Annotated in this window: 15 protein-coding genes; 7 read left to right on the top strand and 8 right to left on the bottom strand. The window is 73.6% G+C overall.

The annotated features are described in order from the left end of the window. Positions 1 to 70: 70 nt before the first annotated feature. Together ACIGFK_RS20765 and ACIGFK_RS20760 are read left to right on the top strand one after the other, a co-directional pair. Entirely contained in the window at positions 71 to 1,618 is a 1,548-nt protein-coding gene (locus tag ACIGFK_RS20765; RefSeq protein WP_400053053.1) for a carboxylesterase/lipase family protein, read from the top strand. A 90-nt stretch (positions 1,619 to 1,708) separates the two neighbouring features. Beyond that, on the top strand, positions 1,709 to 2,716 hold the full coding sequence (locus ACIGFK_RS20760; RefSeq protein WP_386468058.1) for a LacI family DNA-binding transcriptional regulator: 1,008 nt from the start codon (positions 1,709 to 1,711) through the stop codon (positions 2,714 to 2,716). 75 nt (positions 2,717 to 2,791) lie between these two features. Here the strand turns inward: ACIGFK_RS20760 and ACIGFK_RS20755 are convergent, their stop codons facing one another. Both ACIGFK_RS20755 and ACIGFK_RS20750 read right to left on the bottom strand, forming a co-directional pair. Then, positions 2,792 to 3,529 (bottom strand): phosphatase PAP2 family protein, encoded by a 738-nt coding sequence (locus ACIGFK_RS20755; RefSeq protein ID WP_400053051.1) that lies wholly within the window; start codon positions 3,527 to 3,529, stop codon positions 2,792 to 2,794. Between the two features lie 121 nt (positions 3,530 to 3,650). Further along, positions 3,651 to 4,604, bottom strand: coding sequence for an alpha/beta hydrolase fold domain-containing protein (locus ACIGFK_RS20750; protein WP_400053049.1), 954 nt, complete (start codon positions 4,602 to 4,604; stop codon positions 3,651 to 3,653). A gap of 228 nt (positions 4,605 to 4,832) precedes the next feature. Here ACIGFK_RS20750 and ACIGFK_RS20745 point away from each other — a divergent pair, with 228 nt between their 5' ends. Both ACIGFK_RS20745 and ACIGFK_RS20740 read left to right on the top strand, forming a co-directional pair. Continuing rightward, positions 4,833 to 5,294, top strand: a complete 462-nt coding sequence (locus ACIGFK_RS20745) for an ATP-binding protein (RefSeq protein WP_376662373.1) — start codon at positions 4,833 to 4,835, stop codon at positions 5,292 to 5,294. 126 nt (positions 5,295 to 5,420) lie between these two features. Next, positions 5,421 to 7,067: an AMP-binding protein gene (locus ACIGFK_RS20740; protein WP_400053047.1), complete on the top strand. Its 1,647-nt coding sequence runs from the start codon at positions 5,421 to 5,423 to the stop codon at positions 7,065 to 7,067. A 694-nt stretch (positions 7,068 to 7,761) separates the two neighbouring features. On the opposite strand, the gene ACIGFK_RS20735 is transcribed toward ACIGFK_RS20740, so the two are convergent. From ACIGFK_RS20735 to ACIGFK_RS20725, 3 genes are read right to left on the bottom strand one after another with little or no spacing between them, the layout of a single operon-like run. Further along, on the bottom strand, positions 7,762 to 8,616 hold the full coding sequence (locus ACIGFK_RS20735; protein WP_386468064.1) for a DMT family transporter: 855 nt from the start codon (positions 8,614 to 8,616) through the stop codon (positions 7,762 to 7,764). Between the two features lie 51 nt (positions 8,617 to 8,667). Beyond that, positions 8,668 to 9,477, bottom strand: coding sequence for a RimK family alpha-L-glutamate ligase (locus tag ACIGFK_RS20730; protein ID WP_386468066.1), 810 nt, complete (start codon positions 9,475 to 9,477; stop codon positions 8,668 to 8,670). After that, complete coding sequence (locus tag ACIGFK_RS20725; RefSeq protein ID WP_400053044.1) at positions 9,474 to 10,397, bottom strand: RimK family alpha-L-glutamate ligase; 924 nt, start codon at positions 10,395 to 10,397, stop codon at positions 9,474 to 9,476. The genes ACIGFK_RS20730 and ACIGFK_RS20725 overlap by 4 nt, the downstream gene beginning before the upstream one ends. 193 nt (positions 10,398 to 10,590) lie before the next feature. On the opposite strand from ACIGFK_RS20725, the gene ACIGFK_RS20720 reads away from it, so the two are divergent. After that, on the top strand, positions 10,591 to 11,322 hold the full coding sequence (locus ACIGFK_RS20720) for a hypothetical protein (protein WP_376660059.1): 732 nt from the start codon (positions 10,591 to 10,593) through the stop codon (positions 11,320 to 11,322). Positions 11,323 to 11,721: 399 nt separating this feature from the next. Here the strand turns inward: ACIGFK_RS20720 and ACIGFK_RS20715 are convergent, their stop codons facing one another. The 3 genes from ACIGFK_RS20715 to ACIGFK_RS20705 form a co-directional block, all read right to left on the bottom strand. Next, complete coding sequence (locus ACIGFK_RS20715) at positions 11,722 to 12,447, bottom strand: anti-sigma factor family protein (RefSeq protein ID WP_376660060.1); 726 nt, start codon at positions 12,445 to 12,447, stop codon at positions 11,722 to 11,724. Beyond that, positions 12,444 to 13,055, bottom strand: coding sequence for a sigma-70 family RNA polymerase sigma factor (locus tag ACIGFK_RS20710; RefSeq protein WP_376660061.1), 612 nt, complete (start codon positions 13,053 to 13,055; stop codon positions 12,444 to 12,446). The genes ACIGFK_RS20715 and ACIGFK_RS20710 overlap by 4 nt, the downstream gene beginning before the upstream one ends. 82 nt (positions 13,056 to 13,137) lie before the next feature. Beyond that, positions 13,138 to 14,142: a DUF1996 domain-containing protein gene (locus tag ACIGFK_RS20705; RefSeq protein WP_400053041.1), complete on the bottom strand. Its 1,005-nt coding sequence runs from the start codon at positions 14,140 to 14,142 to the stop codon at positions 13,138 to 13,140. A gap of 163 nt (positions 14,143 to 14,305) precedes the next feature. On the opposite strand from ACIGFK_RS20705, the gene ACIGFK_RS20700 reads away from it, so the two are divergent. Then, complete coding sequence (locus ACIGFK_RS20700; protein WP_376660063.1) at positions 14,306 to 15,043, top strand: DUF1838 family protein; 738 nt, start codon at positions 14,306 to 14,308, stop codon at positions 15,041 to 15,043. A gap of 439 nt (positions 15,044 to 15,482) precedes the next feature. Next, positions 15,483 to 17,246 carry a S8 family serine peptidase gene (locus tag ACIGFK_RS20695; protein ID WP_376660064.1) on the top strand — a complete coding sequence of 588 codons (1,764 nt, stop codon included), beginning with the start codon at positions 15,483 to 15,485 and terminating at the stop codon, positions 17,244 to 17,246. The last annotated feature ends 134 nt before the right edge of the window (positions 17,247 to 17,380 follow it).

The following is a 17,380-nucleotide window of genomic DNA, read 5'->3' as shown; positions in this document are numbered from 1 at the left end:
CAAATTCGCGCAATAGTCTCGTGGTGCCGGCCGGTCCGCCTCCGGCGGCGCAGCAAGGAAGGATCTGCTCATGTCTCATTCCCCGGCTCCGGACCACGTGCTGGTGGACCCGCCCGCAGGCTCGCTCCGAGGGGTGGTCGAGGACGGCCTCGCGGTCTTCCGGGGCGTGCCCTACGCCGCACCGCCCGTCGGCGACCTGCGCTGGAGGGCCGCCCGGCCGCATCCGGGCTGGAGCGGGGTCAGGGACGCAACCGCGGACGGGCCGAGCGCCCCGCAGATGTACCGGGAGGAGGGCGATCCCGTGCTCGGCGGGCACGGGTCGCCCCCCTTCGGCGAGGACTGCCTGACCCTCGACATCTGGACGCCGGCCGCCGACGGCGCCCGCCGGCCCGTGCTCGTCTGGATCCACGGCGGCGGCTTCGTCTCCGGTTCCGGCTCGCTGCCCTGCTACTCCGGCGCGACCTTCGCGCGCGACGGCGACCTCGTCGTCGTCAGCATCAACTACCGCATCGGGCCCCTGGGTTACCTCTACCTCGGCCCGTACGGCGATGCGCCCGAGGAGGGCGGCAACCACTGGCTCACCGACCAGCTCGCCGCCCTGCGCTGGGTGAAGGAGAACATCGCCTCCTTCGGCGGCGACCCGGACCGGGTCACCGTCGCCGGCCAGTCCGGCGGCGCCGTGTCCACCGCAGCCCTCGTGGGCCACCCGCAGGCGCGGGGCCTGATCCGGCGGGTCGTCCTGCAGAGCCCGCCCCTCGGCCTCGAGCTCCCCGGCCCGGACACGTACCTCGAACGCACCGCCGCGTACCTGGAACTGTGCGGGGCCGAGGATGTGCACGGACTGCGGGCCCTGCCCTGGCAGGACCTGATCGCCGCGGGCGCCGGACTGTTCGCGCAGACCGTGCAGTGGGGGTACTGGCCCACCCCGTTCCTGCCGGTGATCGACGGCATCACCCTCCACCACCACCCGGCCGAATCCCTGCTGCAGGCCGAGGCGGCCGGCATCGACGTGGTCATCGGGTGGACGCGCGAGGAGGCCAACTTCGGCTTCGCACTCGACGAGGGGTACGCCGCCGCCACCCGCGAACAGGTCACGGCCCGGATCGCGCAGACCTTCGGCGGGCCCTCGGCCGCCGGGGTGTACGAGGCATACGAGCGGGCCCGGCCCGGATCCCGCCCGGCCGACGTCCTCATGGACCTCATCACCGACGAGCTCTTCAGAATCCCCGCGGTCCGGCTGGCCGAGGCCATGGCCGAGGCCGGAAGGCCGGTGCGGGCCTACCAGTTCGACCTGCCCACCCCCGCGTACGAGGGCCGGCTCGGCGCCGCGCACTGCCTCGAACTCCCCTTCGTCTTCGACAATTTCGACCAGTGGAGGCACGCCCCCTTCCTGGCCGGGCTCGCACCCGTGGTCCGGGACGGCCTCGCCTGGACCATGCACCGGGCCTGGATCGCCTTCGTGCGCACCGGCGACCCGAACCACCCGGACATGCCGGCCTGGGACCCGTACGACACGGGGACCCGCACCACGATGCGCTTCGACTCGGTCGTGACGGCCCTCGGGGACCTCGCGGGCGCCTCCCGGCTCCTCTTCGGGCCCGGGCGGCCTTCCGCGTAGCCCCGCTCACCTGCCGTAACTCGTGTAACCTGAGGAGGGAAGACAGCAGCGAGCGACACACGAGCGGCAAGAGGATCGGCAAGGGACGTCATGGCCAAAGACACGCAGGTCCCCGCCTCCATCACCAGCGCGGACGTGGCCCGTCTCGCAGGGGTGTCCCGGGCCACCGTCTCCTTCGTCCTCAACGACACCCAGGGCCACCGGGTCAGCGCGAACACCCGCGCCCGCGTGCTCGACGCGGCGAAGCAGCTCGGCTACGTCCCGCACGCGGCCGCCCGCTCCCTGCGGGCCGGCCGCAGCAACCTGGTCCTGATGCCCGCGTCGATCTCCGCGATCGGCCGCCTCGTCAGCGACTGGGTCGACGACCTGCACAGCGAGCTCGACCGCCACGGCTACACCGCCGTGCTGCACGCGGGCCGCTTCGCCGACCCCCTGGACGCCGCCCGGGCCTGGGCCGAACTGCGCCCGGCGGCCGTCGTCGCCCTCGACGGGGACCGCTTCACGCCGCAGGCGGCCGAGCTCCTGGCCCGCGCAGGGGTCCGCGCTCTGCTGGCCTTCGCGGCCCGCCCCGTCGAGGGCATGTTCACCGTCGGCCTCGAGGGGGCCGACATCGGCGCCACGGCGGCTGAACACCTCATCGCCCGGGGCCGGACCAGGATCGGCGTGGTCATGCCCCTGGAGCGCGGCCTCGGCACCCTCGCCCAACCCCGCCTCGCGGGAGCGCAGTCGGTGGCGGCGCGGCACATGGCCACCGTCACCCCCGTGGAGCTCGCGTACACGACCGACTCCGCGACGGCCCTCGCCCGCCGCTGGCGGAGCCTGGGCCTGGACGGGGTCTTCGCCTACAACGACGAGTACGCCGCGCTGCTGATGCACGCGCTGCGGGCCGAGGGCATTGCCGTACCCGAGGACGTGGCCGTCGTCGGCTCCGACGACCTGGTCCTCTCCAGCCTCCAGCAGCCCCCGCTCACCACGATCCGGCTCGAGCTGCCGTCGCCGGCGCAGATCGCGGACACGGTGCACGACCTGGTCGAATCGGGCACGGCGCCGGCGGTCCCGCCGGTGAAGGCCGTCCTCGTACCCCGCGGCACCTCCTGAGCGGCAGGCCCGCCGGCGCGAACGCCGAGCGGGCCCGGACCGGCCGAGCGGGGACCGGACGGCGTCCCGCGCCGGTCAGCCGATGTCGCCCGCCGTCCGGCCGGTGTCCACGGCCGCCCCCCGACGGCCGTGGACGCGTGCGCCCTCCCGGGCGAGAGCGGGCTGGAAGAGCCACCAGACCAGGAGTCCGGCCCCGGCGCCGGCGGCCGCTCCGGCCACGGTGTCGCTCAGCCAGTGCGCGTGCAGCCAGGTGCGGCTCCACATCATGGCCAGCGTGAAGACCGCGCCCCCGAGCCACCACGCCCGCCGCCGGACCACCGGGACCAGCAGGATGCCGACGGCCACCACCAGCAGGGCCGCCGTGGCCGCGTGGCCCGACGGGAAGGAGCCGTGGTCGACGCGGACCAGCGGGTTCGCTGGGCGCGGCCGGTCCACCACGTTCTTGAGCGTCTGCACGACGAGCAGGTTGCCGCCGAGGTGGACGGCGAGCAGGAAGCCGGCCGACACCCACCGCCTGCGGACCAGCAGGAAGGTCAGGAGGGCGAGCGGGACGATGACGCCGACGGGTCCGCCGAACAGGTTCAGGGCCGAGGCCAGAACCTCGTACACCCCGTCGTGCGGACCGCCCATCCACCTCAGCCAGCGGTCGTCCAGCCCCTGGAAGGGCGGATCGGTGACGTCCGAGCGGACGACGAGCGCCGCCAGCCCGGCGGCCCCCAGGAGGGCGAGGGCCAGTACGAGGACGCCTGAACTGCGCGCCGCTTCGCGGCTGCCCGGTCTGGTGGGGTGGATGGTGGCCGGAATGCTGGACATGACTGCCTCTCGCGGCCGCGGCAGGGGCCGCGAGCCGGGTGTGCTGTGTGCCGTTCGGGGGTGAGGGGAGGGCGGGGGCGCGGTCCGAGTCGCGCCGCCGCCCTGGATCCGGCGCCGGGGGTCAGGCCCGCGCGCCGAGGTGGCCGGCCAGGAAGGCCACGCACTCGTCGACGATCATGACGATCTCGGGGGAGCCGAGGAAGATGTGGTCCGCGCCCTCGACGGGCCGCAGGGTGACCTCGCCGCCGGCGCGCGTCAGCGCCCCGGCGAGGGCCTCGCTCTGGCTGTACGGGACCAGGCCGTCCGCGGTGCCGTGCACCAGCAGGAACGGCGGCGGGTTCGAGCCCTCCGCGTACGTCACCGGGCTCGCGGCCCGCGCCAGCTCCGGGTGCTCGTCCACCCGGGCGCCCAGCAGGGCCTCGTACGGGTCGGGGAACTCGACCTCCGTCGGCATCACCGGCATGGGGTGCGCGGCCGCGGCGACCAGGTCGGAGACGCCGTACCAGTCGACGACGGCCAGCACCCCGGTCTCGCCGGAGCCGACGCCGTGCGTGCCCTCCAGGGCCGGGCCGTCCGGGCTGCCCGGGCCGACGAGCCCGGCCAGCGCGGCGAGGTGGCCGCCCGCGGACTCGCCCCAGACGCCGATGCGCTCCGGGTCGATGCCGAGGGCGTCGGCGAAGCGGCGGACGTAGCGGATGGCGGCCTTCACGTCGTGCAGCTGGGCCGGGAAGGGGGCCTCGAGGCTGTGCCGGTAGTCGATGGAGACGAGTGCGAGCCCGGCCTCCAGCACCGCGCCGTGCAGCAGCTCGGCGGGCACGGTCGGCGGCGGGTAGCGGCGGTCGCCGTCCAGCCAGCCGCCCCCGTGGATCCAGACGACCGCGGGGAACGGCCCTTCGCCGGCCGGGACCTGGACGTCGAGCAGCCGGGGACGGTAGCCGGGGGTGGTCGCGTACGTGATCCCGTCGAAGCGCCGTACGCCGTCCGCGCCGGTGACGGGCGCCACGGGGGACTGGAACGGCGGCGGAGGCCAGGTCATGTCGGCGGCGTCGAACGCGACCGGAGGGGATTGGGTCATTGCGGCCCTTCCAAGGCGGAGTGGGGCCCGGCGGACGGGGCAGGTTCCGTAACGTTTGTCCGAAATGCTTGCGCGGGCCGCCGGGATGTGCGTAGTGTGTTACACGTGTAATCAAGGACTCTAGCGACGCATTTCCGCTGGCGACAAGCCCTGACGTGATCGGGCTTCGAGATCAGTTACACGAGCCACCCCGGCGGCTGCGGCGCCTTCCCACCCCGGGAGCACGTCATGCACATCTCCACCGGCACCTGCGCGGTCCCCGCGCCGCAGGCGGTCCGCAGCTTCGTCCACTGGGTCGCGGACCCCGTCGCCGCCCACGTTCCGCAGGTCAGGGCCCGGGTGCGCACGCTCCTCGACGGCTGGCGGGTCCCCGTCCACACGGCCGACGCCCTGCTGCTGGCGGTGAGCGAGCTCGTCGGCAACGTGGTCCGGCACTCGGGTGCCGGCCGCATGCGGATCGCCCTGAGCTGCGGCGGGGGCTGGTTCCGCCTGGAGGTCGCCGACCAGGGGGCCGTGCTGCCGCGGCTGCCGTCCCCCCGGGCGGAGGCCGACCCGGAGTCCGAGGACGGGCGCGGGCTGCTGCTGGTGCAGCTGCTGACCGCCGAGCTGGGGGGCGGGCTCACCGTCACCGCCGATGCGTCCGGGAAGTCGGTCCGGGTGCGCATACCGGTGCGCATACCGGTGGGCTGAGCGGGTGCCGGCTCGGGGTCGTGCTCGTCGCTCGTCCTGTGCGTGGCGGTGGCCGCGGTTCCCGGGTCCTTCGATCAGTTCGTGTCGTCCGATGCTCCCCCCATCGCTCGCCCGTCGAGGTGCCCCATGGAGCCGTCCTCCTCCGCGCACGCCGACTCCTTCTGCCGGGACCGGCTGCCGCCCCCTTCCCTCCGGCCCGAATTCCATTTCGACCTGCCCGAGTTGGACTACCCCGACCGCCTCAACTGCGCCCACCGGCTGCTGGACGACTCCGTCGCCCGCCTGGGTCCCGACCGTCCCTGCCTCCTCACCCCGGACGACCGCTGGACCTACGGCGAACTGCTGCTGCGCGCCGGTCAGGTCGCCCAGGTCCTCACCGAGGACTTCGGCCTGCGGCCCGGCAACCGGGTGCTGCTGCGCGGGCCCAACAACCCCTGGCTCGTGGCCGCGTGGTGCGGGGTCCTCAAGGCCGGCTGCGTCGCCGTCACCACCATGCCGCTGCTGCGCGCGGCGGAGCTCTCCGAGGTGGCCGACATCAGCCGGCCCGCCCTCGCCGTGTGCGACCACCGCTACACGGAGGAACTGGACGCGACGGGCCGCGCCGGTACCGCGCCGGACCTGCCCGTCCTCACCTACGGGGCCTCCGGGCCGGCCGATCTGACCGCCCGGTGCGCGGCCAAGGACGGCCGCTTCGCCACCGTGGCCACGGCCGCGGACGACGTGGCGCTGATCGCGTTCACCTCCGGTACGAGCGGTCGCCCCAAAGCGACCCTGCACTTCCACCGGGACGTGCTGGCCACCGCAGACACCTTCTCCCGGTACGTCCTGCGGCCCCGCCCGGACGACGTGTTCACCGGCACCCCGCCGCTCGCCTTCACCTTCGGGCTCGGCGGGCTGGTGGTCTTCCCGCTCTCCGTGGGTGCGTCGACCCTGCTGGTCGAGCAGGCCTCTCCGGAGGGGCTGGCCGGGCTGGTGGAGGAGCACGGCGTCACCGTGCTGTTCACCGCGCCGACCGCCTATCGGGCGATCATGGCGGCGGGGGTGGTGGGACGGCTGGCGGGCCTGCGGCGCTGCGTGTCGGCGGGGGAGGCGCTGCCGGCGGCGGTGTGGGAGGAATTCCACGCGGCCACCGGGCTGCGCATCATCGACGGGATCGGTTCCACCGAGATGCTGCACGTGTTCCTCGCTGCCGCGGACGAGGACATCCGGCCCGGGTCGATCGGCCGACCCGTCCCCGGGTACCGCGCCGCCGTCGTCGACGAGCGGGGAGACCCCGTCCCCGACGGCCGGCCCGGCCTCCTCGCCGTGACCGGCCCCACCGGCTGCCGGTACCTGGCGGACCCCCGCCAGGCCGCGTACGTCCGGAACGGCTGGAACATCACCGGCGACACCTGTGTCCGCGACGAGCACGGCTACTTCTGGTACGTGGCCCGCAGCGACGACATGATCGTCTCCTCGGGCCACAACATCGCGGGCCCCGAGGTGGAGAGGGCCCTGGCCACCCATCCGCACGTGGCGGAGTGCGGTGTCGTCGGCGCGCCGGACGAGCGGCGCGGCATGCGCGTCACGGCGTACGTGGTCCTGCGCGCCGGGGTCCCGGCCGGCGGGGCGACGGTCCGCGAGCTCCAGGCCCACGTCAAGAGGGCCATCGCGCCGTACAAGTACCCTCGGGCCGTCGAGTTCGTGCCGGAACTCCCACGCACCGGCACGGGCAAACTCCGCCGCGCGGAACTGCGTGCCCGCGCCGGCGGCGAGGCGGTGCCCCCGGCGTAGCCTCCAGCGCGGGGGGCCGGCCGCGTACCCGCGGGCCCGCCCGCGCCCTCCGGCCTGCCGGCACCCTCCAGCCCGTCCGGCGTGTGAGGACCGGGGGTCCGGGGGCGGAGTCCCCGGCGGGTCCGGGGCGGAGCCCGGGTCTTTCAGCCTCGCCGGCGTTTGAGGCGCGGGGTCCGGGCGGAGCCCGAAGGGCGGGGCGGGGAGCGGCTCCGCGCAGCGGCACCCCGGGGCGGCCCGCACGCGAGGGGGGCCGCCGGGGCCGGGCCCGCGGCGGGGCACCTCCTCGGCCGTCGAACGTTTCCAGGGGTCGCAGAGGGAGAGCGGTGGTTGCGTTCGACGCCCTGCGGGGGCGCCCCACCGCACACCCGGCCCCGGCGGCGCGGGGCATTGCGGCGCCGCCCCGCCGCACACTCGGCCCTCGCGGTGCGGGGCTCCGCGTCCTGCGGGGGGGTGTCACGCGGGCCACGCCAGGCGCACGCGTTCCGTAGGGCCCCGTCCAGATGCCGGGGATCCGCCGCGCCGGCATCCACGCCGTGAACAGGGCCGCGATGACACACGCGAAGAACGCCGGCGGAATGAACCAGATCGTCACCCACGGGCGATCATCCCGATGGCCATGTACGACCCGAACGCAGCTCCTGCGACGGTGCCGCCCAACCCGCGGTGTCAATCCCGGCCACACGCCGCCGGGGCGTCAGGGCGCGCCCTCGCCCGCGCGGGCCACGGCCAGGACTCCCGCGCAGATGAGGGCCACACCCAGGAGTTGGGGGAGCAGCCACCACTGCGAGCGCAGGTGCTCCTCGTACAGCAGCACGCCCAGCGCGACGCTGACGCTCGCGTCGCCGAGGGTCAGCGCGGGCTGGGAGGCGACCAGCGGGCCGCCCTGCATGGCGTGTTCGAGCAGCAGCAGGGCGCAGATGCCGGTCGCGCCGAAGGCGTACGTCTCCCAGGCGGTCAGGAACGCGACGATCCCGCCCTCGTCGAGGAGGTGCACGGAGGACTTCATCAGGGCCGCCGTGAGCGCGTAGCAGACGGCCGTGGCCGCGCCCAGGCAGCCGGCCCGTGCCCGGCCCGGCGGGCGCCGCAGCCCGGCCAGGGCCAGTGCGGTGACGGCCACCGCGCAGGCGGCCAGGGCCAGGACCCAGCGGTCGAAGGGGACGTGCGTACGGTTCCCCTCGGGCGACGCGGCCGCCATCGCGATCCCGAGCCCGACGACCAGGATCGCGACCGCCAGCCACAGGGCTCCAGGCAGCCGTCGGCGTGTGAACAGCGAGGCTATCAGCAGGGCCAGCGGCAGTTCCAGTACGAACAGGGGCTGTACGAGCGCCAGCGCGCCGGTGCCCAGTGCCACGGCCTGGCCCACCCCGGCCGCGATGACCGCGAGGATCCCGCCGATCCACAGCGGGCGCCGCAGCAGGTCCAGGATCAGGCCGAAACGGAAGCCCTCGCTCTGCGGCACGGTGAGGGCGGCCCGCCGCTGGAGCACGGTGGCGAGCGCGTTGGAGAACGCCGCGAACAGTGCGCAGAGGACCGGCAGGACGACGCCCATGCCCCGATCCTCGGCCATCCCGGGGCCGGCCGCGGCCCGCGACACCCCCGCCTACCGGGTGGCGCGGGTCCGTCCGGTCGCATGGCGCAGGGCGAGCGCCGCCAGGGCCTCGGGGGCGCCGGCCTGGCCCCGGATGCCGGGGAAGGCGTTGACGTCCACGATCAGCGGCCTCCCGTCCCCGACGTCGATGATGTCCACGCCGTACACCTCCAGGCCGAACACCGTGCCGGTCTCCCGCACCAGACCGGCCCATCCGGCGGGCAGTTCGTCCAGGGGCAGCGACCGGGTCGGGCCCCGGCCCCCGGGGGAGAGCTCGGAGCGGCGCAGCGCGCAGAAGACCTGGTCCCCGATGGCCCAGAGCTTGTGGTCCCAGCCGTTGTTGGGGGCGAACTCCTGGACCACGACCGGCTCGTTCGGCCACTCCTGCGCCAACTGCCGCAGCTGCGCGCCGTCGTCCGCCCGGGCGACGAGGTCGCCCCGGCGGCTGCGGCGGCTCTTGACCACCACGGGGGAGGGGAGCTCGGCGGCGGACGCCCACGCCGAGAGGGAGCCGTGGGTGCGGGTGGTGGCGAAGGGCAGGCCGGCCCCCCGGGCGAGTTCCGCCATGAGGGTCCGGTCCTGGCACAGCGCGGTGGCCGCCGCGGAGTTGACGACGGCCGAGCCCCTGCCCTCCAGCTCCCGGGCGAGCTCCAGGGCCCGTTCGGTGCGCGACTTCAGCAGGTAGACGTCGGCCGGCCGGCCGGGAGCCCCGTGCGGGCCGCCCGGGTCGAGCACCTCGACGGTGTGCCCGGGTGCCAGCAGGGCGGTGGCGGCCGCGAGCAGCGGATGCCCGGGATCCGGGGTGATCAGGCCGATCCTCACGCGTTCTCCCCCGCCCGGGCGGAGATCCCTTCCGGCGCCGCCTGCGCCGGAGCCGCCTGTACCGGAATCGACACGGGCAGGGTGTACGGCAGGGCAGGGGCGTGGGCCGGGCCCGTCCGTGCCAGTTCCAGCACCGCCGCGGCCACCCGTGCGGCCGCGTCCGGCACCTGGCGGAAGCTCGGGAAGTCGTTCACGTCGACGACCACCGGACCGTCCGGGCCCAGCAGCACGTCCACGCCGAACAGGTCGAGCCCGTACACCTCGCCCACCCGCGCGGCGATCGCCGCCACCTCCGCGGACAGCGGCACGCGCCGCTCCCGCACCGAGGGGTCCGGGTGCAGCGGGGAACAGCGTTCGGTGGCGAACAGCTCGCCGCCGACGCCGTACACCTTGATGTCCGTACCGCGGTTGGGTACGTACGGCTGGGCGATGAGCATGCCCTCGCCCGCGAGCAGGGGGAGCATCGCCTCCAGCTGCTCCGGCGAGGACACCAGGTGCACGGCCCGCCCGGAGCTGCCGTCGGCGGGCTTGACGACCAGCGGGTACTCCGCCTCCGGTATCTCCCGCAGCAGTTCGGGGAGGGCCACCGCATAGGTGACCGGAAGCGGGAGCCCCTTGCCGCGCCCGATGGCGGCGGCCAGCGCCTTGTCCCGTACGCCCCGGATCGAGCGGGCGTCGTTGACCGTGGTCGTCCCGGCCGCGGCGGCCGCTTCGAGGAGGGTCAGCCCGGGGCCGCCGGAGACCGTCTTGAGCACCCAGGCGTCGTGCGCACCCGCGTCGACCGCCTCGCTCATGCGCAGCAACGAACCGCCCGGCCGCACCACGTCGACCCGGTGGCCCCATGCGGTCAGTTGCCGGATCACCTCGTTCGGCATGCCGTCATGGCGGTAGTGCTCCTCCACCAGGAAGCAGAGCCTCATGGACCTTCCCCATATTCCCCGGACGTCCGCCGATCCCGTCCGGCGAGTTGTGACGCCACAGGATGTCATGAACCGCAATGTGATGATCGGTCCGGGCCTGCCCGGCTGTCACGCCGCCGGTCCGCCGCGCCGTCCGGGGAGCGGGGCGGAAATCCGGGTGAATCATCGGACAAGCCGCTGCTACGTTGATCGCGTGCCGAAGCTGAATCAGATCATCGCAGTCGAAAAGGGCGTCAAGTCCAAGTCCCTCTCGGAGCTCACCCAGGCCCATCACGACGTGCAGAAGCCCGCCCTGCTGGCCGGCATCTCGCGGACGTACCAGCCCAAGGACGAGGAGGGCGAGCAGCTCCCGCCCGAGTCCACCCGGGTGCAGATCAAGGCGGAGGACGTGCTGCGCGCCACGGCGGGAACGCTGACGCGGCTGTTCGACGTCACGGCGACCAAGGACTGGGCGAACCGCAGCGCGGCCGCCGACGTGGTCGTGGACGGGAACGTCCTGCTGCCGCAGGTGCCCGTCCCGTACCTGCTCTTCCTGGAGAAGCAGCTCACAGATCTGCACACCTTCGTACGCAAGCTGCCGGTGCTCGACGCCTCCGAATCCTGGAACCTGGACCCGTCCACGGACTCCTGGAAGACGGACCCGGTGCGCACCGTCCGCACCAAGAAGGTGCCGCGCAACCACGTCAAGGCCGAGGCCACCGAGAAGCACCCGGCGCAGGTCGAGGTGTACTACGAGGACGTGCCGGTCGGCTACTGGACGACCGTGAAGTTCTCCGGCGCCCTCCCCGCCCGTCGTGTCAACGAGCTCCTCGACCGGGTGGAAAAGCTCCAGCAGGCCGTGAAGTACGCCCGCGAGGAGGCCAACAGCACCGAGGTCACCGACCAGCGGGTCGGCGACGCGGTGTTCGGCTACCTGTTCAGGTAGCCCCGTGAACGCCCCCCGCCCGTGTGCGGGGGGTGCGCGAGAGCGCAAGCTGAAACTGAATGTCGAAGCTGAACGTGGGGTGTCAGTTGGGGGTTCGAATCCCTCCCCCGGCACACGTGCCGGGGTGGCCCAAGCCTGGCAGAGGCGGCCCCGTAAATCTCAGATTCTCGCTCCAGTCTCAGTATTCGCCGCCGAACACCGGATCGACCGAGCGTGGACGATCATCGATGGATGGGGGTTCAAGTCCCCTCTGCGCCTCTCTCGTGGCGCGGTAGTTCAAAGGCAGAACACGTCGATCTAAGAATGATCCGCGACTCTTAAACGTGCCGGTGTGCGCAATTGGGTGGCACACAGGAGCCCGGGAGCTGGATATGCTCCCGGGCTCCGTCACGTCCGCAGTCAGACCCGTACGGACACGAACGCGCGGCCCGCCTCGTTCTCGACCAGGATCTGCTGGACGTCCGCGGGGTCCACGGCCGCCGAGCCGTCCAGCGACGCGCCCTTGCCCTCGCCGCTCGAAGCGCTGCCCACGACCCAGCCGCCTGCGGTGGTGCGCGTGCCGTCCTTGGCGACCACGACCAGCCGGCACCGCTCGCCCGGCGGGACTCCCGTGACCGCCGCGTTCAGCCGCACCCACTTCATCGCGGGTGTCATCTTCACGGTGATGCGCGCCCCGGTGCCCGGATCGGTCGCGGAGACCACCTTGGTCCCGGGGACGGGAGCCGAAGGGGCCGTCGACACCGTCGGGGAGGGCAGCGGAGGTACCGCCACGGCCCCCTCGTTGCCGGAGCCGAGCTGCGTACCGGCCCAGAACACCGCGGCCAGCGAGGCCGCCGCGGCCACTGCCACGAGCCCGGTGCGCCGGCGCCGCCTGCCCTCCAGTTCGCCGCGCACCTGCCGCAGCGTGCGCTGGAGCAGCAGGTCGCCGCCCTGCGGGGGCCCGTCGAGGAACGCCTCCCCGGGCACCTCGCCCAGCGCCGCCTCCATCTCCCTCAATGCGGCCACCTCCTCACGGCACCCCACGCATCCGCTCACGTGCTCCTCGATCCGGCGGACGTCCTCGTCGTCCAGCACGCCGAGGACGTACGGGCCGAGGAGTTCCTCCTCGTGCCGCTGCCCGTTCATGCCACCACCTCACGCAGTCCGGCGGGCTGCTGGGGCGGCCTGCCCGATCGTTTGCCGTCTCTGAAACTGCCTTCCCTCGCGCCGGCGTCGACGAAGAGCTCGCGCAGGGCCTTGAGCGCGTAGTGCGCACGCGATTTGACCGTACCGGCCGGGATGCCGAGGCTGTCCGCGGCCTCCGCGACGCTCAGCTGCCGGTAGTACAGCACCGTCAGCACGTCCCGGTGCTCCGGGGACAGCCGGTCGAGGGCGCCGAGGACCGTCATGGTGTCCACCACGGACTCGGCGTGGTCCGCCTCCACCGGGGGAGCGGCCGCGGCCCCGGAGACCTCCGGCGGCCGGGCGGCCTTGGCCCGGTAGCGGTCGGTGATGATGTTGCGGGCCACGGTGAGCAGCCAGCCGCGCACCGAACCCTTCCCGTTGACCAGGACTTCGGAGTGCCGCCAGGCCCGGATGAGGGTCTCCTGGACCACGTCCTCGGCGGCGGCCCGGTCCCCGGTCAGCCTCGTGGCGTACGCGAGCAGGGCGTGACCGTGCTCCTCGTACACCGACTTGATCAGTGCCTCGTCGGTCGAGCCCCGCCGAGTGCGGGGCCACAGTGGTCCGGCCATCTCACCCTCTCCGTCTTCCTCGCATGGTCGTGCGGTCGGAACACGCCGCCCGCGCGGAGACGGTTCAGGTGACGTGCGTCACTCAGGTGCGGCAGTCGCGGCCCGTGTTGAGGCAGTCGACGACCCCGGCCATCTGGCCGTCGGTCATCGCGTTCACGAACATGGCGTGGTCCGTCCTGGGGCTGTGCCGCTGCTCCGGGAAGGAGTCGAGGGCGATCGGCGCGCCCGCGGGGACCTCGTAGGCGAGGGTGAGGCGGAGTTCGGGGACGGGGAAGGTGCCCTGCGGGCAGATGCCGCCCGCCCCCGGGAACAGCAGGTGCGAGCGGTGTCCGGCGCCGGCGCCCGCCGTGTCCAGCCCGTTCCAGCAGCTCGGGAAGGCGAGGGTGCGGGTGACGAGGTCGCCGGCCGGGCAGCGCGGGTAGCGGGTGGTGGAGCGGTCGGGGGAGCCGGAACAGCCCCACCGGGCCCGGACGTCGGCGCCCGCACCCGCCGTGAACGCGGCGGCGTCCCCCGTCATCCCGCGCAGGAACCGGGGCATCGGCACCACCTTGCTCACCGGGTTCCCGCGGAACTCCACCCGCACCGAGGCCTCCGGCAGGACCGCGCCCGCGTTGCCGTGGCCCGCCGAGGTCTCGAACGGGCGGGTGCCCGGCCGGTCGGTGCGGCGCAGGACGGGCCAGTAGTACGTGGACCGGTCGCCGCCCCTGCAGCTCGTGGCGGCCGCGTCCAGGGAGGCGTCGGTGGACATCGCGTCCGCGGAGAGGTTCCCGACGTACGCGTGCGTGTGGTGGGCGCCGGCCCGCAGCCCGGGGGAGACCACCAGGTTGTCCTCGTTGTAGTGGCCCTCCCCGTTGCGCCCGCACTCCACCGTCACCGAGCCGGCCGACCCGTCGGGCCCGGGGGCCGGACCGGGACCGGGGGAGGGGGAGACGTCCCCGATGTCCACGTAGTCGGCGGGTGCCGGTCCGGCGGAACCGTGCCCCGGCTGCGGGGCGGACGCCCGCGAGGCGCCCAGCACGGCGGCGAGCAGGCCGCCACCCAGCACCAGGCAGATGACGAGAGCGAGCAGTCGGCGTTCGTTCCCCATGGCGGTCACCGTCGCTGGTGGGGCCACCGCCGTCAACCGGCCGTCCGCATGCCGGTCCGGCCCGCCGGGGCCTGCCGTCGCATTCCCGTCAGCCCCGCCACGACGGGCTCCGGGCCTGAAGCGTTCTTGTCCGGTGGCCCGGCGGATGCGCACAGTACGTCCCATGACACCTGCCGAGCTCGTGAACGCCCTCGCCCGCACCCGCGCGTCGCTCGACGGCTCCGAGGTCACCCTCTGGTGGTCCGGCGACGTCCACTCGTGGGGCCCGGGGGAGCCGTACCGGCGGCTCTTCGGCTTCGAAGGGGTCAGCGTCGCCCGCCTCCTGCCCGACGAGGAGACCGGGGGCTGGCAACTGCTGAACCGGGAAGCCGCGTTCTACCTGGACCCGGTGACCAGGGAGATCATGGAGACCTGGGAGGGCAAACCGGTCATCCACGTCTGGAACGATCCGGCGAACCTGCGGCTGCGGCCGTTCCCCGTCCCCATGACCGAGCTCGGCGACCAGGTCTGCTTCAGCCTGGAGATCCCGCTCGCCTATCCCTCGCCGCTGCCGGTCGCCGAGTTCCCGCTGAACTCCGGGGACGACACCTACCGGGCGCTGGAGCTCTTCCAGTACTTCGCCCCGGCGAGCGTGACGACCACCGACGCGCCGAGCGTGCCCGCCACCCTGTCGTGGACGCGGATGTCCCCGTGGCTGCCCTGGATGGAACAGGGCCCGCGGCAGGGCGGCCTCGCCTTCCACTGCCGGGGCCGCAAACTCGCCTCCTACGACGAGGTGCCCGAACGCACCCGCGCCTACATCGCGGCCCACCACCCGCAATTCGCCCGGGCCCCGGAGAAGTGGACCGAGCCGAACGAGACCAGCTGGACGTACTTCCGCAAACTGGCCCGTCCCCAGTGAAATCGCCGCACCGGGCCCACACGGCCGAACCCGGTGCACACCCCGCCGAACCTCCCCCGGGAGGCTGCGCCTAATATCCCGCGAGGGGATCTCCGGGGGCCCGACAAGGGTTTTCCCCGTATCCAGTTCATCAGCCCGTTGCCTACTGTCTGCCCATCGGCGATCTTCCCCCGGGCCGGCCGGACCCCACGCCAACCCCACATGGCGTGAATCCGAGCCGCCCGGCGGACCGCCGGTACCGCCGTTGCCCTGCCCCGCCGTCGAGGCCGGAGCGACGTGGCGCGCGGTGGCGGCCGGGGCGAGTTCGACCAGCTCGCTCCCGGCCCCGCAGCCGCCGGTTCACCTCCCACACTGCACCGACCGGCCGCTCCGGCCTGCCCGGAAACGGCCCGTGAAAGGGAACACCGTGCACGCATCCAGACGTCGCAGGCTCATATCCGTGGCGGCCATCTCCGTCACCCTGCTCGCCGGCAGCGCCACCGCTTCCGTGGCCGTCGAGACCCCCGCCGGGGCCCCCGCCGCCGCTGCGGCCGGCACCGCGCCGGTGGAGAACCTCATCGTCGGATACAAGACTTCGGCCTCCGAGGCCAGCTCCAACACGGCGGCCGCCGCCGACGCCACGGCCAAGGGGAAGAAGGCCGGCAAGAAGGCGAAGTTCGACCGCCGCCTCGGCACCGGTGCCGCCCTCGTCAACCTCGGCGGTTCCGTCGCTCCCAAGGACGCGGCCGACGTGATGGCCCAGTTCCGCGCCGACCCGGACGTCGCCTACGTCGAGGTGGACTCCCGGGCCTACCCGCTGGCCGTCAACCCGAACGACACCGAGTACGCGAAGCAGTGGGACCTCTTCGAGCCCACCGCCGGCATGAACGTTCCCGCCGCCTGGGACACGACCACGGGCTCCGGCGTCACCGTCGCCGTGATCGACACCGGCTACGTGGCCCACTCGGACGTCGCCCCCAACATCGTCGCGGGCTACGACTTCATCACCAGCTCCACCGCCGCCCGTGACGGCAACGGCCGCGACAACAACCCGGCCGACCAGGGCGACTGGAGCGCGGCCGGCGAGTGCGGCACCGGCTCGAAGGCCAGCGACTCCTCCTGGCACGGCACCCACGTCGCGGGCACCATCGCGGCCGCCACGAACAACTCCAAGGGCGTCGCGGGCATCGCGTACGGCGCGAAGATCCAGCCCGTCCGCGTGCTCGGCAAGTGCGGCGGTGCCACCTCGGACATCGTCGACGCCATCACCTGGGCCTCCGGCGGCAGCGTGGCGGGCGTCCCGGCCAACGCCACCCCGGCCAAGGTCATCAACATGAGCCTCGGCGGCTCCGGCGCCTGCAGCTCCACCTACCAGAACGCCATCAACGCGGCCGTCGCCCGCGGTACGACCGTCGTCGTCGCCGCCGGCAACAGCAACGCGGACGCCGCGGGCTTCTCCCCGGCCAGCTGCAACAACGTGATCAACGTCGCCTCCACCAACCGGACCGGCGACCGCTCGTTCTACTCCAACTACGGCGCCATCATCGACGTCGCCGCCCCGGGCGGTGAGACCCGCCGCGCCACCGACACGCCCGGCACCGTCACCACCCCCGAGAACGGCATCCTCTCGACGCTGAACGCCGGCACCACCACCCCGGGCGCCGAGATCTACAAGCCCTACCAGGGCACCAGCATGGCCGCCCCGCACATCGCGGGCCTGGCCGCCCTGCTGAAGTCGGCGAACCCGGCGCTCACCCCGGCGCAGATCGAGACCGCCATCAAGGACCACGCCCGCCCGCTGGCCGGCACCTGCACCGGCGGCTGCGGCGCCGGCCTCGCCGACGCGGCCGCGACGGTCGCCGCGGTGACCTCGATCCCGCCCACCACGGGCTTCGAGAACACCACGGACTACTCGATCGCCGACAACAGCACCGTGGAGAGCCCGATCACCGTCACCGGTGTCACCGGCAACGCCCCGGCCGCCCTCAAGGTGGGCGTGAACATCGTCCACACCTACATCGGTGACCTCAAGGTCGACCTGGTCGCCCCCGACGGCACCGTCTACACCCTGCACAACCGGGCCGGCGGCAGCACCGACAACATCAACCAGGTCTTCACCGTCGACGCCTCCTCCGAGGTCGCCAACGGCACCTGGAAGCTCCGGGTCAACGACAACGCCGGCGGCGACACCGGCAGGATCGACTCCTGGAACCTCGGCTTCTGACCGAGCCCGGACCCGCCCTCCGCGCCGAGCCCCCCAACTCGGCCTGACGGGGCGATAGTACGGACCAACCGAGCCCGCGGACCTGCTGATACACCTCGTATCGGCAGGTCCGACGGGTTTTCCTGTCGGTCGGC

This window comes from Streptomyces sp. NPDC085524, assembly GCF_044541755.1.
In the GTDB taxonomy this organism is placed as follows: Bacteria; Actinomycetota; Actinomycetes; order Streptomycetales; family Streptomycetaceae; genus Streptomyces.
Note: the sequence above shows the minus strand (reverse complement) of the source record. Positions and strands in the feature narration are given on the sequence as shown.

Excerpts from the sequence above, each read along its gene's own strand:
- ACIGFK_RS20715 (WP_376660060.1), bottom strand. The coding sequence starts at position 12,447 with ATGAACGGGCAGCGGCACGAGGAGGAACTCCTCGGCCCGTACGTCCTC.
- ACIGFK_RS20710 (WP_376660061.1), bottom strand. The coding sequence starts at position 13,055 with ATGGCCGGACCACTGTGGCCCCGCACTCGGCGGGGCTCGACCGACGAG.
- ACIGFK_RS20735 (WP_386468064.1), bottom strand. The coding sequence starts at position 8,616 with ATGGGCGTCGTCCTGCCGGTCCTCTGCGCACTGTTCGCGGCGTTCTCC.
- ACIGFK_RS20705 (WP_400053041.1), bottom strand. The coding sequence starts at position 14,142 with ATGGGGAACGAACGCCGACTGCTCGCTCTCGTCATCTGCCTGGTGCTG.
- ACIGFK_RS20700 (WP_376660063.1), top strand. The coding sequence starts at position 14,306 with ATGACACCTGCCGAGCTCGTGAACGCCCTCGCCCGCACCCGCGCGTCG.
- ACIGFK_RS20725 (WP_400053044.1), bottom strand. The coding sequence starts at position 10,397 with ATGAGGCTCTGCTTCCTGGTGGAGGAGCACTACCGCCATGACGGCATG.
- ACIGFK_RS20755 (WP_400053051.1), bottom strand. The coding sequence starts at position 3,529 with ATGTCCAGCATTCCGGCCACCATCCACCCCACCAGACCGGGCAGCCGC.
- ACIGFK_RS20760 (WP_386468058.1), top strand. The coding sequence starts at position 1,709 with ATGGCCAAAGACACGCAGGTCCCCGCCTCCATCACCAGCGCGGACGTG.
- ACIGFK_RS20740 (WP_400053047.1), top strand. The coding sequence starts at position 5,421 with ATGGAGCCGTCCTCCTCCGCGCACGCCGACTCCTTCTGCCGGGACCGG.
- ACIGFK_RS20765 (WP_400053053.1), top strand. The coding sequence starts at position 71 with ATGTCTCATTCCCCGGCTCCGGACCACGTGCTGGTGGACCCGCCCGCA.
- ACIGFK_RS20745 (WP_376662373.1), top strand. The coding sequence starts at position 4,833 with ATGCACATCTCCACCGGCACCTGCGCGGTCCCCGCGCCGCAGGCGGTC.
- ACIGFK_RS20750 (WP_400053049.1), bottom strand. The coding sequence starts at position 4,604 with ATGACCCAATCCCCTCCGGTCGCGTTCGACGCCGCCGACATGACCTGG.